At 73.5% G+C, this 26,135-nt stretch carries 23 protein-coding genes; 10 read left to right on the top strand and 13 right to left on the bottom strand.

What is annotated here, in order from left to right; genetic code table 11:
* Positions 1 to 108: 108 nt before the first annotated feature.
* Complete coding sequence (locus ACZ6Q9_RS27420) at positions 109 to 636, bottom strand: nuclear transport factor 2 family protein (RefSeq protein WP_393259024.1); 528 nt, start codon at positions 634 to 636, stop codon at positions 109 to 111.
* A gap of 130 nt (positions 637 to 766) precedes the next feature.
* Here ACZ6Q9_RS27420 and ACZ6Q9_RS27415 point away from each other — a divergent pair, with 130 nt between their 5' ends.
* Positions 767 to 1,795, top strand: a complete 1,029-nt coding sequence (locus ACZ6Q9_RS27415) for a DUF5937 family protein (RefSeq protein ID WP_393455971.1) — start codon at positions 767 to 769, stop codon at positions 1,793 to 1,795.
* Positions 1,796 to 1,996: 201 nt separating this feature from the next.
* On the opposite strand, the gene ACZ6Q9_RS27410 is transcribed toward ACZ6Q9_RS27415, so the two are convergent.
* A complete protein-coding gene (locus ACZ6Q9_RS27410) occupies positions 1,997 to 2,377 on the bottom strand; it encodes a hypothetical protein (RefSeq protein WP_393259021.1) in 381 nt (126 codons plus the stop codon).
* Positions 2,378 to 2,993: 616 nt separating this feature from the next.
* Entirely contained in the window at positions 2,994 to 3,494 is a 501-nt protein-coding gene (locus ACZ6Q9_RS27405) for a GNAT family N-acetyltransferase (protein ID WP_396830133.1), read from the bottom strand.
* A gap of 219 nt (positions 3,495 to 3,713) precedes the next feature.
* Here ACZ6Q9_RS27405 and ACZ6Q9_RS27400 point away from each other — a divergent pair, with 219 nt between their 5' ends.
* Genes ACZ6Q9_RS27400 through ACZ6Q9_RS27390 form a run of 3 tightly spaced genes read left to right on the top strand, consistent with a single transcriptional unit; the run spans position 3,714 to position 6,155 of the window.
* Positions 3,714 to 4,259: an NADPH-dependent FMN reductase gene (locus ACZ6Q9_RS27400; RefSeq protein WP_393259227.1), complete on the top strand. Its 546-nt coding sequence runs from the start codon at positions 3,714 to 3,716 to the stop codon at positions 4,257 to 4,259.
* Positions 4,260 to 4,284: 25 nt separating this feature from the next.
* Positions 4,285 to 5,298, top strand: coding sequence for an ATP-binding cassette domain-containing protein (locus ACZ6Q9_RS27395; protein WP_393259018.1), 1,014 nt, complete (start codon positions 4,285 to 4,287; stop codon positions 5,296 to 5,298).
* Positions 5,295 to 6,155, top strand: coding sequence for an ABC transporter permease (locus ACZ6Q9_RS27390; RefSeq protein WP_396830132.1), 861 nt, complete (start codon positions 5,295 to 5,297; stop codon positions 6,153 to 6,155). Before ACZ6Q9_RS27395 ends, ACZ6Q9_RS27390 begins: the two co-directional genes overlap by 4 nt.
* A gap of 61 nt (positions 6,156 to 6,216) precedes the next feature.
* Here the strand turns inward: ACZ6Q9_RS27390 and ACZ6Q9_RS27385 are convergent, their stop codons facing one another.
* From ACZ6Q9_RS27385 to ACZ6Q9_RS27375, 3 genes are all read right to left on the bottom strand, one after another.
* On the bottom strand, positions 6,217 to 7,530 hold the full coding sequence (locus ACZ6Q9_RS27385; protein ID WP_393259014.1) for a hypothetical protein: 1,314 nt from the start codon (positions 7,528 to 7,530) through the stop codon (positions 6,217 to 6,219).
* Positions 7,527 to 8,051: a SigE family RNA polymerase sigma factor gene (locus tag ACZ6Q9_RS27380; RefSeq protein WP_396830131.1), complete on the bottom strand. Its 525-nt coding sequence runs from the start codon at positions 8,049 to 8,051 to the stop codon at positions 7,527 to 7,529. The genes ACZ6Q9_RS27385 and ACZ6Q9_RS27380 overlap by 4 nt, the downstream gene beginning before the upstream one ends.
* A 92-nt stretch (positions 8,052 to 8,143) precedes the next feature.
* A complete protein-coding gene (locus ACZ6Q9_RS27375; RefSeq protein ID WP_396830130.1) occupies positions 8,144 to 11,497 on the bottom strand; it encodes an ATP-binding protein in 3,354 nt (1,117 codons plus the stop codon).
* Between the two features lie 286 nt (positions 11,498 to 11,783).
* Here ACZ6Q9_RS27375 and ACZ6Q9_RS27370 point away from each other — a divergent pair, with 286 nt between their 5' ends.
* Positions 11,784 to 12,512: a DUF981 domain-containing protein gene (locus ACZ6Q9_RS27370; RefSeq protein WP_393259010.1), complete on the top strand. Its 729-nt coding sequence runs from the start codon at positions 11,784 to 11,786 to the stop codon at positions 12,510 to 12,512.
* A gap of 64 nt (positions 12,513 to 12,576) precedes the next feature.
* On the opposite strand, the gene ACZ6Q9_RS27365 is transcribed toward ACZ6Q9_RS27370, so the two are convergent.
* The 3 genes from ACZ6Q9_RS27365 to ACZ6Q9_RS27355 are packed head-to-tail and all read right to left on the bottom strand — an operon-like array spanning position 12,577 to position 13,939.
* A complete protein-coding gene (locus ACZ6Q9_RS27365; protein ID WP_393455962.1) occupies positions 12,577 to 12,978 on the bottom strand; it encodes a hypothetical protein in 402 nt (133 codons plus the stop codon).
* On the bottom strand, positions 12,975 to 13,235 hold the full coding sequence (locus tag ACZ6Q9_RS27360; protein WP_357703133.1) for a hypothetical protein: 261 nt from the start codon (positions 13,233 to 13,235) through the stop codon (positions 12,975 to 12,977). The genes ACZ6Q9_RS27365 and ACZ6Q9_RS27360 overlap by 4 nt, the downstream gene beginning before the upstream one ends.
* A gap of 17 nt (positions 13,236 to 13,252) precedes the next feature.
* Entirely contained in the window at positions 13,253 to 13,939 is a 687-nt protein-coding gene (locus ACZ6Q9_RS27355; protein ID WP_393455959.1) for a hypothetical protein, read from the bottom strand.
* Positions 13,940 to 14,264: 325 nt separating this feature from the next.
* Here ACZ6Q9_RS27355 and ACZ6Q9_RS27350 point away from each other — a divergent pair, with 325 nt between their 5' ends.
* A complete protein-coding gene (locus ACZ6Q9_RS27350; protein ID WP_393259006.1) occupies positions 14,265 to 14,486 on the top strand; it encodes a hypothetical protein in 222 nt (73 codons plus the stop codon).
* 33 nt (positions 14,487 to 14,519) lie between these two features.
* On the top strand, positions 14,520 to 14,840 hold the full coding sequence (locus ACZ6Q9_RS27345; protein ID WP_393455956.1) for a GYD domain-containing protein: 321 nt from the start codon (positions 14,520 to 14,522) through the stop codon (positions 14,838 to 14,840).
* 21 nt (positions 14,841 to 14,861) lie between these two features.
* Here ACZ6Q9_RS27345 and ACZ6Q9_RS27340 read toward each other — a convergent pair whose 3' ends face one another.
* Complete coding sequence (locus ACZ6Q9_RS27340) at positions 14,862 to 15,500, bottom strand: acyl-CoA-like ligand-binding transcription factor (RefSeq protein WP_393455953.1); 639 nt, start codon at positions 15,498 to 15,500, stop codon at positions 14,862 to 14,864.
* 81 nt (positions 15,501 to 15,581) lie between these two features.
* Here ACZ6Q9_RS27340 and ACZ6Q9_RS27335 point away from each other — a divergent pair, with 81 nt between their 5' ends.
* On the top strand, positions 15,582 to 16,517 hold the full coding sequence (locus ACZ6Q9_RS27335) for an oxidoreductase (RefSeq protein WP_393455950.1): 936 nt from the start codon (positions 15,582 to 15,584) through the stop codon (positions 16,515 to 16,517).
* Positions 16,518 to 16,640: 123 nt separating this feature from the next.
* Here the strand turns inward: ACZ6Q9_RS27335 and ACZ6Q9_RS27330 are convergent, their stop codons facing one another.
* The gene (locus ACZ6Q9_RS27330) at positions 16,641 to 17,567 is read right to left on the bottom strand and encodes an S-4TM family putative pore-forming effector (RefSeq protein WP_393455947.1); all 927 of its coding nucleotides are present in this window, start codon (positions 17,565 to 17,567) and stop codon (positions 16,641 to 16,643) included.
* Between the two features lie 252 nt (positions 17,568 to 17,819).
* Here ACZ6Q9_RS27330 and ACZ6Q9_RS27325 point away from each other — a divergent pair, with 252 nt between their 5' ends.
* Positions 17,820 to 20,342, top strand: a complete 2,523-nt coding sequence (locus ACZ6Q9_RS27325; protein WP_396830129.1) for a hypothetical protein — start codon at positions 17,820 to 17,822, stop codon at positions 20,340 to 20,342.
* Positions 20,343 to 20,368: 26 nt separating this feature from the next.
* Here the strand turns inward: ACZ6Q9_RS27325 and ACZ6Q9_RS27320 are convergent, their stop codons facing one another.
* The gene (locus ACZ6Q9_RS27320; protein ID WP_393455942.1) at positions 20,369 to 20,878 is read right to left on the bottom strand and encodes a peptidase inhibitor family I36 protein; all 510 of its coding nucleotides are present in this window, start codon (positions 20,876 to 20,878) and stop codon (positions 20,369 to 20,371) included.
* A 270-nt stretch (positions 20,879 to 21,148) separates the two neighbouring features.
* Positions 21,149 to 22,510, bottom strand: coding sequence for an AAA domain-containing protein (locus ACZ6Q9_RS27315; RefSeq protein WP_396830128.1), 1,362 nt, complete (start codon positions 22,508 to 22,510; stop codon positions 21,149 to 21,151).
* 183 nt (positions 22,511 to 22,693) lie between these two features.
* Between ACZ6Q9_RS27315 and ACZ6Q9_RS27310 the strand changes: the two genes are divergently transcribed.
* Complete coding sequence (locus ACZ6Q9_RS27310) at positions 22,694 to 25,987, top strand: NACHT domain-containing protein (protein WP_396830127.1); 3,294 nt, start codon at positions 22,694 to 22,696, stop codon at positions 25,985 to 25,987.
* Positions 25,988 to 26,135: the final 148 nt, after the last annotated feature.

Here is a 26,135-nt window from a genome sequence, read left to right as displayed (position 1 = left end):
GCGCGGGTGGAAGGGGGCCGGACGGTGCACGCTGCTGCTGGTCCGGGGCAACTTCGTGGCGGGCGCGGCAGTGACCGCGCCCGCCCCTCCCCCCGATCGCCCCCCGGGTCAGATCCGGCCCACCGAGTCCTGGTTCTGCACCACCAGCCACCGGCCGTGCTCGTAGGCGAAGCTGACCCCGATCAGCAGCGACACCCGGGTGCCGGTCGCGGGCACCGCGTAGACGGAGTCGAACAGCACGAACCCGGTGCGACAGCCCACCACGGTCCGCTTCGCCACGCTGAACGACTGGGTCCAGGAGTCGTCGGCGAAGAAACCGCGCAGCCAGTCCACGGTGGCCTGCTTGCCGTCGAGGATTTCCCCGTCGGAGGCGAAGACCGAGGTGACATCGGGGTGCAGCAGGGCCGCGAAGCCGTCCAGGTCGCGCCGCGCGGTGGTGTCCACGTACGCCTGGACGGCGCGGTCGAAGGCGCGCTCGCAGCCGTGGGCGGTGGCGTCGCCGCTTCCGGCCGTCGCGGCGTCGGGGGCGGCCGACACGGCCGCGGGGGCCGCGGCGAGCAGGCCGGCGGCGAGCCCGACCAGGGCGAGCGTGCGGCCGAGCCGGCCGGCGGTACGGACGGGGGCGGGTGGGCGCATCGCATGCTCCTCGGCGAAGAGTGGGTCGGTCGGGTGGCAGCAAACCCCGCTCACGGCGCACCCGGCCACTGATTCGAGCCCGGTCGAATGCTCGACACCGCACCGACCACGCCGCCGGTAGGATCCCCCCGTGCTGGTCGCGCATCTGGACTGCCCGACTCTCGCCCAGCTCCGCCTGGCGACCTCGCCGGCGGCGGAGGTGACGTCCTGGCTGCAGGCCGCGCTGTCGCCGTTCGGGCACCCGGTGCACGGCGACCCCGGCCCCGCCGCGCGGGCCACGCTCCGGCACCCCGACGTGGCCCTGGTCGCACAGCTGGTCACGCCGCCCGGCCGGGGCGGCTACACACCGGACCTGCTCACCCCGAAGCCGCCGCTGAGCCCGCCCGACGCCGTGTTCGACGAGCAGTTGGCGGCGGCCGAGGCGACGTCAGCCGACGAGGTGGCCGTGCAGGTGCACGAACGGTTCCCGGCCGGCCGGCTGCCGGTGTGCGTCCGCGCGGCGGTCGAGGACGGCACCCTGGCCCGGCGGGTCGCCGACGGGCTCCGACACTTCTGGCGGGCCGCGCTGGCCGACCAGTGGCCGGCGCTGCGGGCCACGCTGGAGGCGGAGTTGGCCCTGCAGGCCACCACGATGGCGACCACCGGGGTGGGCAGCGTGCTGAACAGCCTGCACCCGAGGGTGGCCTGGACCGGCCGGGCACTGACCATCGACAGCTCGTACCGGATCACCACGGCGCTCGCCGAGGCGGAGCTGGTGCTCGCGCCGTCGGTGCTGGCCTGGCCGCACATCTCGACGCAGCTCTGCGACGCCGGCAACGCGGTGCTGGTCTACCCGCTCGGCGCCAGGCGGGCCGACCAGCGCCGGGGCGGGCTCGGTGAGCTGGTCGGCGCGAGCCGGGCCGCGATCCTGGCGGACCTGGACGTGCCCCGCTCCACCCGGCAGCTCAGCGAGCGGCACCGGCTGGCCCCGGCCACCGTCTCCTACCACCTGGGGGTGCTGCTGCGGTCCGGTCTGGTGCTCCGGAGCCGGGACCGGCACAGCGTGCTCTACCGGCGCTCGGCTGGCGGGGAGGAGCTGGTGGGCTGCCAGCCGGAACCGACACGCTCGGCGAGCCGGCGGAAGACCGCCTGCGTGGGCGAGCCGGGCTCGGGGACGTAGACGACGAGCCGCTGCCCGGTTGAGCTGCGGCGATGAACGACCGTCGAACGGTGGCGGACGCCCCTGAACGTCCCTGGATGAGACGACGAATGAGACGGCGCGAGCCGTCCAACTAGCTGTCGGACGCTTAGAGCCTCAGCGTCCGACTACGCAATCGCCGTGTCCGGCGCGCCAGCTGGGCGCGCCGGGCTTCCACGGCCGTCAACGGTGTGAAAACTTGACCTTGCGCGTGGGGATCTCGCCGTAGGTCCGGAACACGTTGTGCTCGCCCGTCTTGATCATCTTCCAGTCGATCCAGAACGTCGCGCCGTCGCTGGTCCGGTAGGCATACACGTGGACAGGCTCAGTGCTGCCGCTGCGAAGCGCCATGCTCCAACATTTGCCCGGCGCTACCAGGTAACTGGAAAACCCGCCACGAGAGGGGAACTGCAGGTACGACCAGTAGCTTGCCTTGTTGCAGAGTCCGGTCCGGTTGGTGCTCGCTGCCACTGCCGTAGTCGAGGTTGTGGCCAACCCTGCCAGGACCAGGGCGCCGACCAGGACCGGTCGCCACGCCTTGCGCATGCGTGTCAATGCTGTCATCTGGGCTCCTAGGATGTCGTAGTGGGAGCTTGTAGTGGGACGTTGCCGTGGATCGGTTGCGCCTGACACGCGCGAAACATGTGTGTCGATGGAGACACGGATGCATCCGGTGGTGGGGTTCACGGAGCTCTGTATCGCCGGTCTCCGCGCTGTCGTCCTGTCGGAGCGGGCCCGAGGAGGCCACCGGCGTGCTCTGGCTGGCCGCGAAGAACCACCTGGACGCCCTGCTCACCGGCCGGCACGGCGGCCACGCGCCCGGCAGCCGGGTCCCACCCTGACCGACGGCCGGCCGCGGCCGCGTGTCGTTCTGTGCTGCCAACGGTGCGAGCACCCTGTGCACGCCAAGGTGTCTGCGGGTGGTCTGCGGTTCTTCGCGCATGACCCGCAGCGCGGTCCGGACTGTCTGGTGACGCGGGAGACGGTGGAGCACCATCTGCTGAAGTTGGGGTTGGCCGCCGCGGTGCGGTCGGCGGGGTGGCGTGCCGAGTTGGAGGCGACCCAGCCGGGCGCGCAGTGGCGCGCCTTCACGGGTCGCCACCCTGCCCGCTCGATGCGCGCGTTCAGCAAACTGAACACGCCGGCGTTACTCATGGAGCGGTTCTTACCAACGCCCCGACTACGCGCTCAGGTCGAGGCGCCAGTCGTTGGAGCGCATCAGGTGCCCGGGCGGGAACTCGAACTCGGTCTCGCCGAGCAGCGTGAAACCCGCCTTGCGGCAGACCGCGTTGGACGGGGCGTTGTCGACAGACGGGTACGCGTGCGCGAAGCGGTGCGTCCTCCGGGCACGGGCCACCGCCGCCGCCGCGCGCACCGCCGCCGCCGCGAGCCCCCGGCCCTGGTGCCCCGGCAGGATCGCCCAGCCCAGCTCATAGACCCGCTGGTCGCGCCACTCCCGCTCCCAGTAGCCGACGCTGCCCACCCTGGCCCCGTCGGGCAGCACCACCGCATACATGCAGCCCTGACCGGTGTCGCCGAAGCGCACGTAGCGCCCGTGCCGGGCGAGCACCTGCTCGTCGGTCTCCGGGCCGCCGGTGTGCGCCCGTATCTCCGGCGCGTTGAGCTGCCGCAACAGGTCGAGGTCGCCCTCGCTCCACGGCTCGATGCGCACGTCGGTCATCGCGTCCCCCTCTTCTCCGCCGGTGCAGTCAAGCAGCCTTCACCGACGATCAGCGTCCCACCCGGCCCCGAGTGGGTCGGGCCGGCAGGCCCGCCGCCACCCGGGCACCGGACCTGGCGGCGTCGCGGGGCCGCTAGATCTGATCTCGCGGACCGCCGGCCACCGTCTCGCGCCTGACGGGTGGGACCGGAACGGCCGGGAGGAGGAACCGTGGAGCCGATGCGACTCGCCGTGATCATCGGCAGCACCCGGGAGGGGCGGGTGGGCGACCGGATCGCCCGCTGGTTCGTCGACCGGGCGGAGGCGCACGACGGACTGGCGGTCACCGTGGTCGACCTCGCCCACTACGACTTCCCCGCCGGCTACCCGGCGGAGCCGACCCCGGCGATGCGCGCGTTCGCCGAGCAGGTCGGCCGGGCGGAGGCGTTCGTCGTGGTCACCCCGGAGTACAACCACAGCTTCCCCGCCTCGTTGAAACAGGCGATCGACTACGCGTACGACGAGTGGCAGGCGAAGCCGGTCGGTTTCGTGTCGTACGGCTGCGGTTCCGTCGGCCTGCACGCCGTCGACCAGCTCCGGACGGTCTTCACCGCCCTGCACGCCGTCACGATGCGCGACGTCGTCGGCGTGGACCTGCTCTGCGGCGAACCGACCCCGCTGGCCACCGACCAGCTACGCCGGGCCGCCCGCGTACTGCTCGACCAGCTCTGCTGGTGGGGCCTGGCCCTGCGCGACGGCCGCGCCGCTCGCCCGTACGTCTCCTGACAGTTCGCGAAGGAAGGTAGGGATCATGAATAGACGCAGCACCGGGCTGGCCGTCGAGGCCGAGGGGCTGACCCGCTCGTTCGGGGACACCCGGGCGCTGGACGGCCTGGACCTCGCGGTGCCCGCCGGCACCGTCTACGGGGTGCTCGGCCCGAACGGCGCCGGCAAGACCACGGCGGTACGGGTGCTGGCCACGCTGCTGCGCCCAGACGGTGGGCGGGCGCGGGTGTTCGGCCACGACGTCGTCCACGAGGCCGACGCCGTCCGGGCCCGGGTCAGCCTCACCGGCCAGTACGCCTCGGTGGACGAGGACCTGACCGGGTTGGAGAACCTGATCCTGCTCGGTCGGCTGCTCGGGCACGGCAAGCCGGCCGCGCGGCAGCGGGCGGACGGGCTGCTCGCCGCGTTCGGGCTGACCGAGGCGGCCGACCGGCAGGTCAAGAAGTACTCCGGCGGCATGCGGCGGCGCATCGACATCGCCGCGAGCATCCTCAACACCCCGGACCTGCTGTTCCTCGACGAGCCGACGACGGGGCTGGACCCGCGCAGCCGCAACCAGGTGTGGGAGATCGTCCGGGCCGTGGTGGCGCACGGCACCACGGTCCTGCTGACCACGCAGTACCTGGACGAGGCCGACCAGTTGGCCGGCCGGATCGCGGTGGTGGACCACGGCCGGGTGATCGCGGAGGGCACCCCGGGCGAGCTGAAGTCCTCGGTCGGTTCCGGCACCGTCCACCTGCGACTGCGTGACGCGCACCAGCGGCCCGAGGCGGAGCGGCTGCTGCACGCGGTGCTCGGCGTGCCGGTGCAGCTCGAGCCCGACCCGGTGGCGCTGACCGCCCGGGTCGGCGGCGAGGGCGGCGACCTCGACGCCAGCGAGCAGGCCGCCCGGGTCCTCGGCGACTTGGCCCGCGCCGGCATCGTCGTCGACAACTTCTCCCTCGGCCAGCCGAGCCTGGACGAGGTCTTCCTGGCCCTGACCGACCACGCCGCGGTCGGCGCCGACGAGCGGGACGAGCAGCTGGAGGCAGCCCGATGAGCAGCAACGCCACCACCACCACGGCCGGGCCGGCCCCGTCGGTCTACGTACCGTCGGCGGAGGCGCTGGCGACCGTTCTCGCGCCCGGCGCCCGGCCGTCCCGCCCGAGCCCGCTGTCGGCGTCGCTGACGTTCGGCTGGCGGGCCATGTTGAAGATCAAGCACGTGCCGGAGCAGCTGTTCGACGTGACGGCGTTCCCGATCATCATGGTGCTGATGTTCACGTACCTGTTCGGCGGCGCCCTCGCCGACAGCCCACGGGACTACCTGCAGTTCTTCCTGCCCGGCATCATGGTGACCAGCGTCGTGATGATCACCATGTACACCGGGGTGGGCCTGAACACCGACATCGAGAAGGGCGTCTTCGACCGGTTCCGGACGCTGCCGGTGTGGCGACCCGCCGCGCTGGTCGGCATGATCTTCGGCGACGTGCTGCGGTACGTGCTGGCCGCCGTGGTCATCCTCGGCGTCGGCCTGGTGCTGGGCTTCCGCCCCGACGGCGGGCTGCTGGGCGTGCTGGGCGGCATCGGCCTGCTGGTGGTCTTCTCGTTCGCGTTCTCCTGGGTCTGGACGTTCTTCGGCCTGGTGCTGCGCAGCGAGAAGTCGGTGATGGGGGTCAGCATGATGGTGCTGTTCCCGCTGACCTTCCTGAGCAACGTCTTCGTCGAGCCGGTCACCATGCCGGGCTGGTTGCAGGCGTTCGTGAAGGTCAACCCGGTCACCCAGCTCGTGGCCTCGGTGCGGGCGACGATGTCGGGGGCGTCGGACGCGTCGAGCACGATGTGGACGCTGGTGTGGAGCGCCGGGTTCGTGGTGGTCTTCGGCACCCTCACCATGTACCGCTACAACCGCCGCTGACCCGGCCGGCGACGGGCACCGCCACGGAGGTGGGGGTGCCCGTCGTCGATCCGGTGGCCGCCTAGGAGTCGATCCGGACGGTGGCCGTGCCGCCGGCGGTGGCGACGCGTACCTGGGTGGCGTCGGCGGGTAGCAGCGCCGCACCACGCCCGGCGTCCTGCCACCGCCCGGCGCCGACCCGGTAGCTCAGCGCCGCGCCCTCGGCGACGACGAGGACGCCCTGCCCGTCCGGCAGCCGCAGCCGCACCGGCAGCGGCGCCTTCCAGTCGATGAACCCGCTGGCCGCCGGCTCGAACGGCGCGTCGCCGCGGGCGAGCAGGGCGATCGCGCGGGCAGGATCGTCGTCGAACTGGATGGTCTGGAGCAGCAACCGCCGACCGTCGGGGGTCGCACCGTGGACGACCAGCAGCGGAGCGTCACCAGAGCGGTGGGCGCCGCCGCGATCCTCATAGGCGGCGAGCGCCTCCCGCCGCTGGAAGGCCTTGGCGATCGCGGCGGGGTCGCCGCCCCACACCTGTTCCGCCCCGGGCAACGTGTGGGTGACCCACCTCGGCTGTGGGCTGTCCTTTTCCTTGTCGGGGAAGAGGATCTCGTCAATGTTAGTGACCTCGACGGCGGTCGCCGTGCTGAACGGCACCCCGACCAGGGCGAAGGTCACCCTGTCGCGCTGCGACGGCACCGACAGCACGGCGGCCCCGTCCCGGAACGCCACCCGCTGGAAGGTGCGCTCGACGCGGCCGTCCGGGGCGTACCGGAACGTCGGTGAGAACTCCACCGGGTACCCGGCGTCGAGCACGACCAGCACGTCACGCCGCGGCCCGAGCAGCACGGCCGCCGAATTGCCGGCCATGCTGTCGTTCATGCCGCCCAACGCCATGACCCGCGGGCCGCTGGCGGTGGGCTCGACGAACGCGGCATAGCCGATCAGGCGGTCGTTGCCCGGCTCGGACACCATCCGGGTGACGGTGGCCCGCTGCGCGACGTAGGCGGCGGGCCCGGCCGGGGTGTCACCCGCCCAGACCACGTGCGGCTCGCTCCCGGCGTCGAACTCCTTGTCGCTCGTACGCTGCCGCCACGCCTCCCGGACCTGCCGCAGGTACTCCTCGTCACCGGCCAGATCGCCGCGGGTGGGTCCGTCGAACAGCGGCGAGGCGACCTCGACCGCAACCTTGCCGGCCCTGTCGTCGGCGAGGTGGATCGCACCGCCGACGGGTACCGCCACCACGGCCGCGCACACCGCGGCCAGGACGGCCCGACGTCGCAGCAGTCGGCGACGCCCACCCCGTCGCACGTCGTCGAGCAGGGTCGGCGGGGCGACGAGGTCGTCGGTCACCCGGCGCAGGACGCCCTGCACCTCGCTCTCTTCGATGGTCATCGCGCACCCCTGGTGTCGGTCGGGACGGACAGGACGAGACTCGATCCGGCCAGCGCCTCCCGGAGGCGGGCCAGGCCGCGGGAGGCGTGGCTCTTCACCGCGCCCTCGGAGCAGCGCAGCGTCGCGGCGACGTCGGCGACCGACAGGTCCTCCAGGTAGCGGAGCACCACGGCGGCGCGCTGCCGGGGCGGCAGGGTACGCAGCGCCGCGACGACCGCCTGGCGGAGCGCGATGTCGTCGGCGTGGTCCCGGGCGACCCCGTCGTTGTCACCCAGTGCCTGCTCCGGCCGCCGGCCCCGCCGCCGCCACCGGTTGATCGACCGGTTGACCAGGGCCCGCCGGGCGTACGCCTCCGGGAAGGCGCGCAACCGGCGCCAACGCACGTACATCTGCTCCAGCACCTCCTGGAGCAGGTCCTCCGCCGCGTGCCGGTCGCCGGTCAGCAGGTATGCCACCCGCAGCAGCGCCACCGACCGGGTACGGACGAAGTCGTCGAACTCCGTGCCATGCGGATCTCGCATCTGGCCCTCCTGGTCTCTCAGTCACCAAGACACCGCGGAAGGCCGCGCGGTTTACCGGTTTCTGACGTCGACGATCGACGGGTGCCCGAGGGCTAGAGCCGCCAGGGGGGCGGCTCGGGCGGGAGGTAGCGGCAGGTGCCGCCGGTGGAGACGGTGTCGCGCAGGTGGGCGGCGAGCGCCGGGTGCCGGTCGTCGAGCTTGCGCAGCACGTCGCGGATGCGGGCGGTCACCGTCTTGCGGGCGCGTTCCGCCTCGTCGCCGAGGCGGCGGCTGCGGCCCGCCAGCCCGGCGGCGGCGCGCAGCTCGGCGAGCAGGGCCGCCCGCTCGGCGTCGAGGGCGGCCACCTTCGCCTCGTCGTCGCGCCCGGCGGCGCGGTCGATCTCGGCGTCCAGCCGCTCCAGATGGCGCCGGTAACGGGCCTTCGCCTCGTCGTCGAGGACCGGGTCGCCGCCCATCCGGCGGGCGGCGACGAGCTCCGGCCCGGCGGCCGGGTCGAGCAGCTCGACCGCCGGCACGTCGACACCGGGCCGGGCCAGCAGCAGGTGCAGGTCGTGCAGGCCCTTGGCGTCGGGCAGGTGCACGACCGTGCCGGCGTAGGCGAGCTGCCAGACCGGGCCGTCGCGGCGGAATTCGTACGCCTCGACCGGCGGCTGCCCGACGACGGGCCCGGCGGACGGAGCCCGCCCCTGCGGCCCGGGGACCGCCGGCACGGACGCGACAGCCGGCACGGGCGCGCCGACCCGGTGCTGCCGTCCATCCGCGACGGCCGGGTGCTGCCGTGCCGCCGGGAGGTCCACCGGCCCAAGCGCACTGGCCGACCGGGCGGCCACCTGGTGCATGCCGAGCGCGGCGGCGTCCCGGGCGGCGGCGGCGCGCAGCGCGGTGGCGGCGGCCGCGTCGCCGGGGCGGTCGCGCCCGGTCAGCGCGTCCGCCAGCGCGGCGCGGGCCAGCACCGACCAGGGCCGGGCCCCCATCCGGTCGGCGGCGTCGCGGGCCGCGGCGAGCCCGGCCACCGCGTCGTCCCAGCGTTGTTCCGCCGCGTTGACGGCGGCGAGCCAGTGGTCGACCGGGCCGCTGACGTCGCAGCCGAACAACGCCGTCATCCACTGCCCACGGTGCGGCCGCAGCGCCTCCCGGGCCTCGGCGCAGCGCCCGGGGTCGCGGGTGGCGGCGGCGACCTGGGCGCGCAGCCGCAGCCACAGCGGCGCCACCATCCGGCTGTACGTCGTGCCGTCGGCCTCGATCCCGGCGGTCAGCCGCAGCGCCGTCGCGCCGTCGCCGCGCTCGGCCGCGGTGATGGCCCGAACGACCTGTAGGTAGGGGTGGTCGCCGGGGTCCAGCCCGTCGAGCAGGGCGTCGGCCTCGTCGTGCCGGCCCTGGAGCAGCAGCCACGACCAGCGCACGTGGTGGCCCATGAAGGCGGACTCGGAGTGGTCCCACTCGGACAGCTCGTCCAGCTCGGCGAGCAGCTCGCCGGCGCGGGTGAAGTCGCCCCGGAACCCGGCGATGATGCCGTCGTCGATGGTCGCGCCGATCCGGTGCCGGGCGTCGCCCTCGCGGGCTCCGGTGACGAACGTGGTGAGTTCGTCGTGGTATCGCGGATCGCCGAGTTCCAGCAGCGCCACCCAGCGCAGCGAGGTCGCCCAGAGCTGGGTCTCCCGGTCGCCGCTCCGGCGTGCCACCTCGCGGATCTCGGCGGTGATCGCGGCCCGGTCGGCGGCCGTGCCGAGGCCCCAGGTGGTGTCGTGCCGGGCCCACAGGCTGAAGGTGAGTGCCTCGTCGTCCCGGCCGCGCCGGGCGAGCGACTCGGTGGCGGTGATCAGGTCGGTGACGAGTGTGCCGGCCGCGAGGGTGGCCGCCGGCTCGCCGATCAGCCGCCGGTACGCCTCCCGCAGCAGACCGTCCGCGTCGACGGTGGGCGCGGAACCGGACTGGTGGCGGTGACGGTGGACGGTGAGGGCGACGCGGGCCAGCACCACCGGGTCGTCGACCGTCAGCGCCAGCGTGGCGGCCTCGGCGACGAGGTGTCGGGCCTCGACGCTGTCGCCGCAGTGGTGCAGCAGCTGGCCCAGCTCGACCATGATCTTCACCCGCCGGGTCGGGTCGTCGGCGACCTCCAGCGCCCGGCGGAAGTGGACGATCGACTCGTCCACGGCCAGCCGGCCGCTCGCGTCCCGGGCGGCGGCCACCAGCAGCTCGGTCGCGCGGGCCGGTTCGAGCGCGTCGCCGGCGAGGTGGGCGTGGCGGGCCAGGTCGGCCGGGATCAGCCGCTCGGCGAGCGCCGCCGACCCGTCGACGGCCCGCACGACGGCGGCGTGCCGGGCCCGCCGGTCGTCCTCGGTGAGCCCGTCGTAGAGGGTCTCCCGGACCAGGTCGTGGGCGAAGGCGAAGCGACCGCCGTTGCGGGCCAGCACGAGCCGGGCGGTCACCGCGCGGTCGAGGAGGCGGTCGACCTGCGCCGCCGGGGCGCCGGCGGTGGCGGCGAGGACCTGGCGGTGGAACTCGCGGCCCAGCACGGCGGCGACGGTGAGCAGGTCGGCCACCGGCGCGGGCAGTTGGGCGAGCCGGCGCCGCACCGCCTCCCGTACGCCGGGCGCGATCGTGCTCACCTGGCCGTCGGCGCGCCACAGCCGGGCGGTCTGCTCCACGAAGAACGGGTTGCCGCCGGTGCGCTGGTACACCTCGTCGACGAGGTCGGCATCCGGCTCGCGGCCGGCCGTGCGGGCCATCAGCGCGCCCACCTCGTCGCGGGACAGGCCGGTGAGGGTGATGCTGGTCGCCTTCGCCACCAGCGGCATCAGCAGCGGGCGCAGCGGGTGGTCGGCGGCCTCCACCTCGGCGTCACGGTAGGTGCCGACCAGCAGCAGCCGTTCGAACCAGGTGTGCTGGGCGGCGAACTGGAGCAGCCGCATCGAGGCCGGGTCGGCCCAGTGCAGGTCGTCGAGGACGACCACGACCGGCCGGCGCTGGGAGACCGCGACCAGCGTGGTGGTCACCGCGTCGTAGAGGTCGAACTCCTCCCGGTCGCCCTGGTCGTCCCCGCTGCCGTCGGCCGGCCCGCCGATCGCCTCGCGGATCGTCTCGCGGATGGCCCGGTCGGCCGCCGCGCCGGTCGTCTCGCCGAGCAGGGCGGCCAGGCCCGGCTCGGCGGCCTCCCGCGCCACCGCCCAGTCGTCGGGCGAGCGGCGCAGCCCGCGCAGCACCTGCACCCACGGCCAGTAGCCGGGCGCGCTGTCGGAATCCCAGCAGGCGGCACCGACCACCAGGGCGCCGTGCTGGCGGGCCTCCCTCGCGGCGGCGGTGACCAGGGTCGTCTTGCCGATGCCGGGCTCGCCGGCGACCAGGACGAGGCCGCCGTGGCTGGCGGCCGCCCGGTCCACCTCGGCGCGCAGCAGGCCCGCGGGGTGCTCCCGCCCGATGACGACCTCGCCGAACCGCGGCTCCATGACGCCCCGACCGTAGCGGAACCGTCGGACATCCCGCCGCCACCGACCCGGCGAGCGGATCGTCTGGCGGCGGGCTTCGTCCGCCCGCGCCCGGTCAGCGGGCGTCGGTACCACGTGGGAGCAGCCGGCGCAGGCCACCCGACCCCGCTCGGCGTACCAGCGGCAGGCCCTCCGGCGGGTCCGGCGTGGCGTTTCCGTCGCGTGATGGTGGGAACTCGCCGTGCCGCCCGCTTTGTCGTGCGGTCGTGTCGACCTGCGTCGAGAGCGGCGAACGGAGGGAGACGCCATGTTCGAGACATTCGCCCAGGAGGACTTGAAGATCGACTGGGCGCAGATGCCCACCTACAACACGATCATGGCGCTCGCCGCGGGCGTCGGCCTGCTGCTGGTCGTGGCCCTCGGTTGGCAGATGATGAAGGACAGACCGCTCGCCACCGAAGGGTGGGCGATCGCCTTCGCGATCCTGGGTACGATCCTCACCGTCACGGGCCTGCACATGACGCTGACCTGGCCGCTGGCACCCGGGGGTTTCGCCTTCGACAACATCATCTTCGGCGAGCCGTCCCTGGGCTTCGGGGTGCTGATGCTCGGCGCGGCAATCATCCTGTGGCGGCGGGGTGAGATCTTCGCCGAGGCGTCGCTGGAGAACGGCGGCATCCGGACGGAGCAGGCGCGGCGACTGCTGTGGCCGATCTCGATCTTCGTGTTCGCGCTCGGCCTGGCCTGTTTCGGCATCGCGGCAGCCGGCTGGACGTACACGCTCTTCGCGGCGCCGCCGCAGGAGCCGATCTCCGGGGAGTTCGCGGAGTACCCGGAGGTCGAGGCCGCCTTCATCTCCGGCCTGTACGTCCTGGTGGGGATCGGCTCGGTTCTCGCCCCGTTCGCCCTGCTGAAGCTGAACCGCGTGCTGCTGGGCATCATCGGCGTGGTGTGGGCGATCGCCGGCGCCATCTTCACTCTCTTCGGGGCGTTGAACTACTTCACCCACATCGGGCTGATCGTCAACACGATGTGAGACCACACCGTCATCACGACGCGGCGGACGACGACCCCGGCGGCGACGTCGCCCACGGCGGCGGTCAGCGGGCGTCGGTGACCACGTGGGAGCAGGCTGCGCAGGCCGCGCGGCCCTGCTCGGCGTACCACCGGCAGGTCCGTCGGATCGCGCAGCGCGGCAGGTCGGCCTCGGCCGGGCCGGCGGTGTCGCTGTACGAGGCGGCGACCCGTTCGCCGAGACCGCAGTGCTCGCCGGTCCAGAAGCCGCACTTCGCGGTGACGCATGGGCCGGCGAGCCGGTAGCGGGACTCGACCGGCGTGTCCGCGTCGGCCTGGGCGAGGGCGACCTCGGCCGGGAGCGGCGGCGTGACGTAGGCGACCCGGCCCGCCGGAGTGATCATGCCGAGGAACACCGTGGCGTTGGCCGCGGGAGTGCTCGGGCACATCCGCTCCGGCGGGTCCGGCCGGTGGACGGGGTCCGTCACTTCTGCATCCAGAAGCCGAGGTCGTTGATCTTCTGGCCGAGCTCCTCGGCGAACGGGCCGTCGATCAGCCACAGGCCATACCACTCGGGCCGGAGCTTGATGTTGGCGTGCCCGACGGCGAGCGGGTTGGTCAGCTTGCTGCCGGCCACGGACAGCGCGTTGAGGCCCGCCTTCTGGATCTCGCCAGCGATGAGGCTCTGCTGTTCGGTGGTCAGCTCGACGCCGTCGACGACGAACCGGAATTCGCTTCGTGCCATGTCCTTACCTCCACAGATCAGTACGATTCGGTCCGCAGCCCGTGCCGCAGACTCGCCCTGGTGAATGCCGCCCAGCCGGAGCGGGAGGCGGGGTCGGCCGCGAGCCCGGCCCGGCTCGCGTGTGCCCGCCAGCTGGTCGCGTCGGCGGCGCGCAGCCCCCACAGCTCCCGGCAGGCGGTGACGGCGAACGCGACCTGCTCGGCCGAGCCGGTCCAGCCGGCGGGGCCGTCGGTCACCCGTAACGCGCCGCCGGCCTCGACGCGGACCGACGGGAAGTGGTGGTGCAGGCTGGCGAGGGTGGCCAGGTGGGCGGCGTCCACCCGCCGGGCGGCGAAGGCGTCCCGCGTCTCGTCGTCGCGGCTGATCCGGATCGTGCACAGCGTGAACGCGTCGCCGTCCGCGCTCACCGTGCCCTCGACCTCCACCGGCGTGCTCCAGCTCCGGGGCGAATTGGCCGACCAGAAGGCCAGCCAGGCGTCGAGGCGTTCGTGGAAGTCGGCCTGGAAGCGGGCCGGCCCGCCGGCCAGCCGTGCCGTGGCGACCCGGTCCCGGGCCACGAGGGGTTGGGTGGGTCGCGCCGGGGATGCGCCCCCGGCGGGTGGTGCGGCGTGCGCGGCGCTCGCCCCGATGACGGTGACCGCCGAGGCCGCGGCGGCGCCGAGCAGGATCCGCCGCCGGGACGGTGAGGTGATGGGATGTGTCATGGCCCGCCTTTCATGGACGGCCTTTGCCCGTCACGCTATCGACCGACATTGATCAGATGAATCGCCGCTCTATCGGTAGGCCGACATGAATTCCGGTGATCGACGGCGGCGTGGATACGGGTCTTGTGCTGCCGGTCGGCTTTGTGTCCGGACCGCGTCGGATGCCCGCTTCTCGCTCCCTGTCGAGCTGCCCCGTCGGTGGGACCACCGACCCCGCCGCCGAACGCCCCGCGCCCCCGCCGCGCCACCCCGACCGCCCGCCGCCCCGTCGCCAGCCGACAGCGTGGCAAGGACTAGCCACCGGTGGACCGGGTACGCGCGGCGCATGGGTAGTCACAAGGACAACAAGCATGATCCCGGCGGCGAGTCGGCGCGCGGCCGGCAACATCCTGGCAGCGGCGCGCGCGGCCACCAGGGCTCGTCCACCGAGCACTCGCCGAAGGCCCGCCACCTGCGCACCGCCAGCGGATCGGCCGGCACGGAACGCGATCAGGGCCGGGCCAAGGTCGAGGGCGCCGAGCGGATCCAGCGACAGGGCACGCGCTGAGGCCCGGCGATGGATGTGGGGAGGTGATGGCGCGTGGGCAAGTTCCTGTTGAAGTCGACCTACACGGTCGACGGGATCAAGGGGCTCACCGCCGACGGCGGCAGCAAACGCGTCGAGGTCGTCCGGAAGATGGTCGAGGGCGCGGGCGGGCGGATGGAGTCGATGTACTTCGGGTTCGGGGCGGACGACACCTACGTGGTGTGCGATCTGCCCGACCACAAGACCGCCGCCGCGCTGGCCATCGACATCCGCGCGGCCGGCGGGGTGGACACTCGTGTCACCCCGATCCTGACCGCCGAAGAGATCGACGAGGCGACGCGCGAGCGAATCGAATACCAGCCCCCGGGCCGCTGACCGAGGTGGACCCGCCGGCTCCTATGACGATGCGGGTGCGCCGGCGGCTCGCCGTTCGACGGCGTCCAGCGCCGGCGCCATGACGGCGAAGGCCCGGTCGGTCAGGTCGGCGGGGTCTTCGGTGCCGTCGTTGTCGCTCCAGCGTTGCAGCACGGTGTCGAACGCGCTCAGCGCCATGCCGGCGGCGAGCTGCGGGTACAGGTCGGTGCCCGGGTCGAGCCCCAGGCGGCTCTCCAGCACCGCCGTCAGGTCGTCGCGCCACTGCGCCTGGCGTTCCAGGAAGCGTGCGAGCAGCGCGGGAGTACGCAGGATCAGCTGGACCACGCGCAGCGCCCTGTCCGGGTGGTCGGCGCACGCGGCGATCGGCACCCAGACGGCGTGCCGCAGCGCGACGGACGGTCGCTCGTCGGCGGGACGGGCCGCCAGCTCCGCGCCGATGTCGGAGCCCATCCCGGTCAGGAACTGGACGACGACATCCTCCTTCGACGCGAAGTAGCGGAAGAAGGTGCGCCGGGACACGCCGGCGGTCGCCGCGATCTCGTCGATGGTGACCACGTCGAACCCCTTCAGCGCCAGTAGCTGAAGCGCCGCTTCGGTCAGCTCGTCCGCGACGAGCTGGCGCTTGCGCTGCGCCATGGTCACTTCCGGGTGTTTGCTCACCCGCCAATGATAGGCGATGACACTGGCGGCACCCTGACTCTCTATTGACACTGAGTGCCATATGCGGCGATGCTGTGCCGCATGATGCGGAATCGCTGGACCGCCGAGCGGATGCCGGACCAGACCGGCCGGATTTTCGTCGTCACCGGAGCCAACAGCGGCCTCGGCCTGGCCACCACCCGGGCGCTCGCCCGCCGGGGCGGACACGTCATCCTCGCGGTACGCGACGAGGAGAAGGGCCGCCGGGCGGTCACGCAGATCGCCGCCGAGCACCCCGACGCGAGCCTCGACGTACGCCGCCTCGACCTGGTCGACCTCGACTCGGTCCGCGCCTTCGCCGACCAGCTGCGCGCCGACCATCCGCGCCTGGACGTGCTCGTCAACAACGCCGGCGTGATGGCGCCACCCCGGTCGCTGAGCGCACAGGGCCACGAGCTGCAGTTCGCCTGCAACCACCTCGGCCACTTCGCGCTCACCGGGTTGCTGCTCGACCTGCTGACCGCGGGGCACGACCCGCGCGTGGTCACGGTGAGTTCGATCAACCACCGGCAGGGGCGGCTCCGGTTCGACGACCTCACCGGCGAGCACGGCTACTCGCCCATGGCCTTCTACAACCAGTCCAAGCTCGCCAACGCCGTCTTCGGGTGGGAACTGCACCACAGGCTGACCGCCGCGGGCAGCCCGGTCCGCAGCGTGCTCGCCCACCCGGGCTACACCGCCACCAACCTCCAGACGAGCGCGCCGGTCGGCCCGTGGCGGGTCGTGCTCGGCCGCCTCGGCAACCCGTTGTTGGCCCAGGCCCCGGCCGTGGGCGCGTTGCCACAGTTGTACGCGGCGACCGACCCGACCGTGCGGGGCGGCCAGTTCATCGGGCCGGACGGCCTTGCCGAACTGCGCGGCGGACCGACGCAGGTGCGGTTGTCCCCCGCGGCGACCGACGCCGAGACCGGCCGCCGCCTGTGGGACCTGTCCGAACAGGCGACCGGCGTCCGGTTCAACCTCCCCACCACCGCCTAGCGCCGGACCCACCGCCCCGCAGCCATCCCCGCCCAGCGTCCCGACCCGATCGCCGACACGGCCGGCGGGTGCGCCCCTCGTCGGGCGGGTCCGCCGGCCGGCGACCGGGTTGGCGCGGACGGGTCATTCCGGTCGCGGGACCGGGCCGCGGGCATTCAGCAGCTCGGCGAGGCCGGCCATGGCGGCCTGGAAGTCGGCGCGGTCGCTCGGGTGGTACCGCCGGAAGAACCAGTCGGGCACCCGGGCCTGCACCTGCCTGGTCTGGAAGATGAGGTCCTGGACCTGCCGGGCGAGGACCAGCGACTCGCGGCTCGCCGTGGCGGTGTCGCCGCGGGGGACGGCCGTGACGATGTGACGCTGCATGGTGGACAGCGCGCGGTCGCGCTCGGCCGCGATGTCCCGTTGCCCGCGGTAGATCTCCAGACCGAGGAACAGGGCGCCCAGCGACGGGACGAACCACCGCGCCAGCAGATCGGAGACCGTCAGCCCGGTCACCGCCGCGAACACGACGCCGGCAGCCGTCCACGCGCCGACGCCGGCAAGCACGGCGTACGCGTAGCGGCGGCGCAGCCGGGCGCCCCAGCCGAGGTTCTGCTGCTGACAGGCCAGCACGTCGTACGGGTGGGGCAGGGGCGGGATCTCGTAGTAGTCGCGGAGGTACTTCTCGTCGCCCCGGAAGGCCCGCTCCAACCGGCTCACCTCCTCCGCGCCGAGCTCGTCGCCCGCGGCCACGGCGTTCCAGGGCAGACCGAAGAGGCGTACGTCGAACATCTCCTGAAGGACGGCGGCGCGCCGGATCTGGCCGCGCGACCAGGAGGCGAGACCGACCGCGTTCACCAGCGCCCAGAGCGCGCCCACCGCGGTGACGGCGGCGCCCGACACGCCGGTGAAGGCCACCACCGCCCCCGCCACCCCGAGGGCGACCGAGAGCCCCATCCGCAGGTTGTCGAGCCGCTGGGCGCGGGCGTGGCAGACCGACATCGCCCGCAGGAGGGCCATCATCTCGGGCTGGATCTGGCGCTTGAGCAGGGAATCGTTGCTCTCCGTCATCGCGGCCTCCCAGTCGGGTGACCGATTCTATATCCAGCGGTCTAGATGTGACCGACCGTGCGGGATGCGAGGCTGAAGGCGATCTAGCGGTTACCTTTGGGTAAGTACATGGCGGAGCGCCGAGTGTCGCCCCGTTCGCCCGAAAGTTGAGGTAACTTTGCCTCCGCGCTCACCAGCGCATTGCCCTTCGGACGATCCACCCCGCTCGTCCCACCCCCTCTTTCACTCCTCGTGGAAGGTCCAACGACGGACATGGGCGATGGTCTCGACGACCTCGGAAGCTACGCGCCGGATACGACAGTCGCGGCTGGGCTGCGGGACTGGGCCAGCCACCTGGGCGGCACCGTGCACCGCCCCCGCCGGCCCCGCCACGCCCGCGGATACACGCCAGCGCTGCTGTTCACGATCATCCTGAAGCTGCCCGGCGGCCCGGGGCGCTTCACCGGACGGAAGCTACTGGTCAAGGTGCTGCCGGCCGCCGGCGCCGCCCGGCGGGAACCCGGGCGGCACGAACGCGCGGTGAGGTCCTCCCCCGGCTTCGCCCAGCGTCACCTCGTTCGCCAGCCCTATCCCCCGCACCCACTGGCCGACGGGCGCTACCTGATGTTCCAGGAGGTCGCCAACGGCGCGGACGACATGGTGACGCTGCACGACCTCGACGACGAGGAGATCGTCCCCGTCATCCGCACCGTGTGCGACCGCGTCCTCAACGACTGGAACAGCGGTGGGCAGCAGACCGCGGACGCCAGGGTCGCCGAGTACGTCCAGCGGGAACTCGCCGCCCTCGACGCGCTGGACGGCATCCACGACGCGATCCGTGACCTCGACCTCCCCGGCCCGGAGACGCGCTGGCTGAGGCTCAACGACGGCGAGCTGGTGCTGCCCCATCCATTCCAGACGCTCGAGACCGGCTCGCCGTTCGGCACCGCCGAGATGGACTACCTGTACGGCAACGCCCACGGGGACCTGCACGGCGGCAACATCCTCGTGCCGAGGGACGCGGAGGAACGGCTCGCGCCCGGCGCCTTCCGCCTCGTGGACCTCGACACGTTCGAGGACGCCGCGCCGCTGACCCGGGACCCGGTCACCCTGGTGCTGACCACGGTGCTGCGGCACGTCGCGGACCTGCCATCCGACCAGGCGGAGGCCCTGACCCGCCACCTCGTCTTCCCGACCACCCGGCGTCCGCTACGGCTGCCCCCGATGCTCGCCGAGTTGGTGCAGGCCGGGCACGAGGTGGGCGACGCGTTCGCCCGGACGGACAACTGGGTCTCCGAGTGGCGCGCCCAGTATCTGCTCTCCCTGTTGTGCCAGGCGCTGACGTGCTGCACCTACGACAACGTCCCGCGGGCGGCCCGGCGGTGGTGTTTCATGCTGGCGGCGTGGGCGTTGGAGGCGCACCGGCGCGAGTTCCGTCCGCTCATCGAGCCGCCCCTGGCACGTACCCCGTCGGCGACGGCCGACCGGAACGAGCCGGCGCCGATCCTGGCGCTGGACAACGGCCACCGGTCCCGCTACGAGCCGCCGGGACCACGCCCGGGCCAGCCCAACAGCCGCGGCCCAGTGGCCCGTACGCAGGTGGACGTGGCGTGGCCGCCGCCGCACGCGACGCTCTCCGGGGCGCCGCCGACCGGGGACGGGCCGGTCGGCTGGCACGGCGCCGGCCCCGCCCCGGTGCCCCGACTCGGTACGGACCCGGCCCTGCCGCTGCGGCCCGACGGCGGCGGCAACCGGCCGGCGTTCCACTCCCGACCGGTCGGCGACAACGCGTCCGCGCCGCGTACGCGCCCGCCCTCCACCGGACCCCGGCTGTTCCGCAGCAGGCCGGCGCCGCGCCACCTCGTCACGCCCGCCGGTCGGCGGGTGCCCCGTACCCGCCCCGCCCCGCGCGGGGAGCGCGTCCCGGCCGCCCCGGCGCGCCCGGCTGTCCGGGTGCCGGCGCGGGTCGGCGTCCTGCTCGGGGTGGCGGTCGCGCTCGGCGTGGTCCTCGTACCGACCCTCACCGCGAACCCACCGTCGGTCTTCGGCCGCCGGGAGTCGCCCCACCCACCGCCGCCGGAGGACCCCCCGACGTCGCCCGCCGGGACGGCGAACGCCAGCGCTCGGCGGCCGTTGAACGACCTCGCACAGTCGGTCGCGGGGCTGGTGGAGCCGCCCGGCGAAGGGTCGTACACCTTCGTCTGCCTGCGGGCCTGGTCGCCGAAGGACCTGGCGCCCGGCACCGACGACCCGCGCACCTACCGCGACGAGCAGTTGTGGTGGAACTCCCGCCTGGCCGGCCGCCGGATCGTCACCCCGGTCATCGACGGGCGGCGGTCGACGGACCCGTCGGTGGTGCGCTACGGCGAGGGCGACCTGACCGAGGTGCCCCCGCGACCGTCGGCCGACCCGGCCGACCTGCGCGAGCAGTTCGCGCAGCAGTTGGGCGCCCTGCCCCCGGAGCAGCGCGACGCCGCCGGCACGCTCCAGGTGGTCGCGAGGCTGAACCGCTACCACCAGCTCGGCGCGGCGGAGCGGTCGGCGCTGCTGCACCACCTCGCCGACACGCCGGGCATCGAGGCACGGGGCGCCTACCCGGACCGCGCCGGCCGGCCGGGCCTGGCGTTCAGCGCCGACGACCGGCACGGCCGCCGGGAGACGCTGCTGTTCGACCCCGGGAGCGGCGAGCTGCTCAGCCACGAGACGACCCGGGTGGCCGACGACGCCGTCCTGGGCCATCAGCTCTTCCTGAGGCGCGGTCGCACCGACACGGTCTCCGGCCCGAGCTGCCGCTGAGCCCGGCGGCACGTGGCGGGGGTACGTCAGCCGCAGCGGCGCTCGACGTAGTTGGCCCAGTTCCGGTAGGGGTACGCGTCGCTGCGGACGCGGTTCGCCGCGCCGATGTCGAACAGGCGGGTGCCGTAGTAGTAGAACGAGACGGACCCGCTGCCGAGGTTGTAGTGGGCCGACTCGACGCGGTACTGCCACTGCCAGGTGAAGAGACTCTGCCGGCCGCAGTCGGAGAGGCGGCCCCGGGGGTAGCCGTAGTTGGGCCATTCGTAGAAGCAGAACCAGCCCAGGGGGCAGTCGGCCATGCCATACGTTCCCACCGGGGCGCGGAGGGTGACGACGAGCGCGCCCCCGCCGTAGCTGATCTCGTTGTCGTTGATCGGGGTGCCGCCGGGATGGGCGGACAGGTATCGCCGCAGTTCCTCGCGGGCGGCGGCCCGGTCGCGTACGGCAGCCCACGCCGGTGCCGGCGTCGTCACCACCAACAGGACGCAGGCGAGCACCGCCGCGAGTGCGGCGCGGAAACAGAGTGCACTGACCATTCGACACCTCGCGATGTGGGGCGCGCAGGAGACGAGCGAAGGGCCGCCGGTCAGGTGGGCCGGCAGGCCGCAGGTCGGGCTGTGGCGGCGGGTGGCGCCATGGTCAGGATAGGAAGCGCTAGGCGCTGATCACCATCAATGTTTTGACAGAGATTGCGCACCATGTTGACAACGGCCATTTGGAAAGTTATCGCCCGTCGGCACCTTGCGGCCCGCACGTTCCCTCCCGTATCCGGGGCTCCGGGCCGGCCTCGGATCGTCTGGTCCTCGTCACCGGGCGGCGCGGCTCCCCGACCCGCTGCGGGCGCCCGCCGGGGTCGCCACGCCGGCCAGGAGCGTCAGGATCGTCTGGTTCGCCTCCCAGCCGTCCGGGAACTTCACCGGCACGTCGAGGTGCACGATCTCGGTGGACGGATGGGCGTCCAGCAGTTCGCCGATCCCGGCGCGCGCCACCACGATGCACGCGTGCCGGTGCCGGGACGTCAGCACGCAGAGCCGCCCCGACTCCAGGTGGAACGCCGTCGCGTCCCGCCGCCCCGACAGCGGGTGCAGCACGATCGTCACGTCGTACTCCCGGCCCTGGAGGCGGTTGGCGGTGTCGACGGTGATGCCGGCTCCGGCCTCGCCGAGGTGCGCGCGGATGGCCGCGACCTGGTCGCGGTGGGCGGCCCCAACGGCGATCCGGTCCGCCGTGACCGGCGCGCCGGTCGGCGCGTGCTCGGAGACGGCGACCGCGCCGCGCCGCAACACGCGCAGCGCCAGCGCCGCACAGGCCGAGGCGGCCTCCGCATCGGTACGCAGCGTGTGCCGGGCCGGCAACTCGTGCAGCGCCCAGCCGGTGGACGCCGCCAGGTCCACCACCCCGTCCAGCGCGTCCCCCGGCCCCGCCTCGGTGAAGGACAGGGCCCGGTCGGGCGCGGACGTGCCGGCGCGGAACCCGGTGAACGGGTAGAACGCCGCCGCCACCACCGGGGCCGCCGAGGCGGGCAGCCGCCACGACACCGGCAGCCGATGCACCGGCAGCTCCGGGTTGTGCCGCAGCAGCACCGCCACCGCCGACTGCATCGGATCCCAGGTCAGCCCCGTCCAGCGCGCCGTCTCCACCGTCGAGAACGGGTCGAGCTGACCGGGATCGCCGACGAACAGCGCCCGCTCGAACCTGCCGGCCACGCGCAGCAGGGCGTCCGAGCGCATCTGGTACGCCTCGTCCACGATCGCCCACGGCCAGGAGCCCTCCGCGACCGTGGCCCACTTGGCGGCCGTACCGATGATGACGGCCGGGCCGCCGAGGTCGGCGACCTTCGCGGCGACCCGGACCGTCTCGTGGCCCCGCACCCGCTCGGACGGCTTGTAGTCGGCGGCGGAGAGCCGGCCGATGCGCAGCTCGGGCGCCTTGCGGGCCAGACGGTCGATGAGGTCGTCGACCTGCTCGTTGGTCTGCGCGACGATGATCAGCGGCTCGCCGGCGGCGGCCAGCTCGACGGCCGCGCGCACCACCAGGGTCGACTTGCCGGCCCCGGGCGGGGAATCCACCACGACGCCCCGGTGCTCGCCGGAGCGCAGGTCGGCCAGCACGGCCGTGATGACCCGCTCCGCCTCGACCGCGGGCGGCATCTCCAACCCGGCACGCATCGTCTGCACCTCCCCCAACGAGGTCAACGGGACCTTACGCCAGACGACCGACGGCGGGCGAGGACCGGGGCCGAGGGGGCCGGCGCGGGAATGCCGGAACCGGGCACTGGCCTGCCGCGACGGCACTAGCGTTGGCGTGGAGTGGAGGGCCGGCACCGCCGTCCGTAGCCGACCATGTCGATCATGGGGGTGTCCATGCACGGGCCGAAACGTGGTCCGGTCTGGGCGGTCCAGCTGTGGTTGCGCCAGCGGCGGCGTCGGTGGCGCACCCGACGGGAACGCCAGGCGGAACGGCACCGCCGCCGGCGTACGGACGAACGCGGCGACCACCGGATGAGCTGGCGGCACCACCGCGGGCTGCGGTGGGCGATCATCGCCATCGCCGGGGTGTTCCTGGCGTGGACCGCCCTCTCCCTGGTCCTGATGATCCTCGACACCGAGCCCGGCTTCCTCCGGGTGTCGGCGTGGTGCGCGGGCGAACCGCCGAGGTCGTACTACTGCGGCCAGGTGGAGGGCTTCGTCAAGCCCCCCATGGTCGCGGCGCTGGGCCTGGCGCTCTTCCTCTTCTGGCGGTACGTGCCGGTCCGGCGCTGGTACCGGCGCAACGTCCTGCGCAACAGCCGCATGCTGCTGCCCACCGCCGAACGGGACCTCGACCCGAGCAACGTCGTCGGCCGCGACGAGCTGTGTGAACTGATGATGCAGCGGCTCCGCGACGAGACGACCCGGCGCCCGCTGCTGCTGGTGGGCGGCATCGGCACCGGCAAGACGGCCACGCTGGCACGCCTCGCGGAGATGCTGATGGCCACCGACGTCGTGCCGATCGGGATCGACCTGCGGACGGTCACCGATCCGGAGAAGCTGAACTTCCACCAGCTCGCCCTCGAACAGTTCCAGCGCACCATCGACACCCGCCTCCACGCCGCCGGCGAGGCGGACCGGATGTGGCGGCGGCTCTGGCTGGACAACCGGATCGTGGTGCTCGCCGACGGCCTGGAGGAGGTCCTCGCCGACGCCGCCCAGCCCGCCGACCGGGACAGCGTGCTCCGGGAGGCCGTCCGGGGCGCCGTCCGCGAACGCCTCCCCCTGGTGGTCGCGTCGCGGCCCGACGACCCGCTGCGCGGTCTGGACGCGCTGCTGCTGCAACTGGAACCGCTCTCCCAGGGGGCCGCCCTCGAGTACGTGCGGGCCCACAGCCGCCGTTCGGACGCCGGGCACCGGTGGGACCGCATCACCGCGCTGGTCAAGGCCGCCGACGTCGCCGACTCACCGTTCTACCTGCGGGTCATCGGGCAGCTCCACGAGGTCGACCGCCTCGACCGGGTCGAGCCGGCGGGCCCCGGCAGGTCGGCACTGCGCTGGAGCCTGCTGGAGGAGTGGTGTGACGCCACCGTCGCCGGCGACCTGTACGAGGACTACGGCATGCCGCAGACGGAACGCTCCGACGCGATCGAGGTGCTCTCCGCCCTCGCCTGCATCGGGTTGCGCAACAACCGGCTGTCGGTGCGTACGACGGAACTCACCGGCGGCGACGCCGCGACCGACGCCGGCCGGCGGTGGATCCTGACCGAGCTGAGAGCCCGGCTGCACAAGCTCAGCGCCGACAACCCGCAGGACATCGGGCTCGCCGAGACCACCGGGGACGCGCTGAACATCGTGGTGAAGCGGCAGGACGGGGTGCGTTTCCAGCACGGGGTGATCCAGGCGTACCTCGGCTCGCGCTTCCTCACCGCCGCCATGCGCGACGACGACTTCCTCGCGCATGCCTTCACCCGCAACCACGGCCCGGGGCGGGAACTGCTCTCCGCCCTCACCCTGCACACCCGCAGCGCGGGCGCGTTCGAACGACTGGACGGGCGGCGCAGCCACCACCTCCGGCGAGCCGACCTGACCCGTCTCGCCGACACCGCCCGGCGGACCGTCGGCCTGCCCACCAGCGGCCGGGACGAAAAGGCCACCCGGCACCGGTCGATCGCGCTCGTGCACCGGCTCCGCGACGAGGCCGCCGCGACGCGCAACCGCACCCGGGCGCTGGAGATGTTCGCGGTCGCCCTGGAGATGGACGCCGCCACCGGGCACCCCGCGCACCGGCAACTGGCCGACGCCATCCGCCACGCCTGGCCCCGCTACCAGGGGGACGGGTCCGTCACCGACCGCCCCCTCGAAGACGCCAAGATCGCCCTCGTGCACCGGTACGGCGACGCCGCCCGGCAACTCGCGGACCGGCCACCCGAGCCCACCGGACTCCGGTCGCGGCAGCCCACGCCGCAGTACCGGCAGCTGTTCCAGATGATGGCCGACGAAACGTCCTACCTCCCCCGGCTCGCCGCGGCCCGCGAGATCGCCAGCGGCGGCAACGCGGCCGTCCGCGCGCTGCGCGACCTGCTCCACGAGCCGCCGCAGGCGGCCGACCCCACGGGCCGGGAGCGCCTGGAGGAGCTGCGGACCTGGATCGCGCCGTCGCTGTTCCTCTACGCCGACGGCGCGCACGCCCCCGGCGAACCCCACTGGCAGCACGTCGCCCGGGAGGCCCTGCGCCGCTGGGTGCACCGCCTGGCCACCGACGCCTCCGACGGGGCCCGCGTCTACGAGCTCACCCTCGCCCAGGGGTTCCGGCTCGCCGCCAACTGCCGCACGTACCCGGCGCACCGCAGCCTGCTCATCGAGGAGGCCGAGAAGGCGCTGCGGCACTCCCGGTTCTGGTACTCCCACCTGGTGCTCATCCAGGCGCTCACCCTGCTGGCCCTGCCCCGCGACCCCGGCGAGACACTGCACGAACGGGGCCACGGCTCGGACCCGCGCGGGCTGGTCGCCTTCTGGACCTCGATCGCGGGCGGCGGGCACCGCGCCCCGCAGCCCGGCAGCGGCACGGCCCACCCGCTCGTCCTCGAGGTCGCGGACCTCTGCGTCGAGGCGCTCATCGACCGCCACCCCGAGCGCCACTGCTGGGTGGACGAGCGGGAGATCGTCGGCCGGGTGGGGGCGGTCAGCCCACAGCCGGGCATCCGCCGACTCCAGGACTCCTGGCTGCCGCCGTCGCACGGCTGGGCCGTCCTGGAACCGCGGGCCCAACGGCTGCTGGCCGACGTGATGCTGCTGCTCAACCTCGCCGACCGGGGCCGGGACAACGACGAGCGGGCGCGCCGGCTCAGCCGGGCCAGCCGCGCCGACCTGCCCCCGTGCCTCACCATCGACCGCACCGCCATGCGGGTCACCCTCAGCCGCCGCCAGGCCCACGACGTCCAGCCGGGCTCCACCTGCATCGACGACTGTCCGTTCCGGCTGTGCCCGCTGCCGCCGAAGGGCGACGAGCTGCCGTACCAGATGGACGAGGCGTTCTGCGCCCACCAGATCGACCTCGTCGGGCGCTGGTTCCGCTCGCCGGGGCGGGCGGACTGGCAGGCGGTCAACCGGGACGACCTGCGGACCTTCTGGCACGAGATGTCCGAACGGATGGCCCCCGCCTGGCGGAAGTGACCAGAGGCGCGGCAGGCGCAGGTGGCAATGAACGCCGAGGCGTGATGAGCCGCTTAGAGCGTGTCTCAGGTGGTGAGTTTGAGGTAGCGCTTGTGGCAGGTGAGGGCTGCGGCGAGGGTCACGAATGCGCAGTACAGGCTTGCCGAGC

It is taken from the genome of Micromonospora sp. NPDC049139, from assembly GCF_055586845.1.
This window is presented reverse-complemented; position numbering and strand designations above follow the sequence as displayed.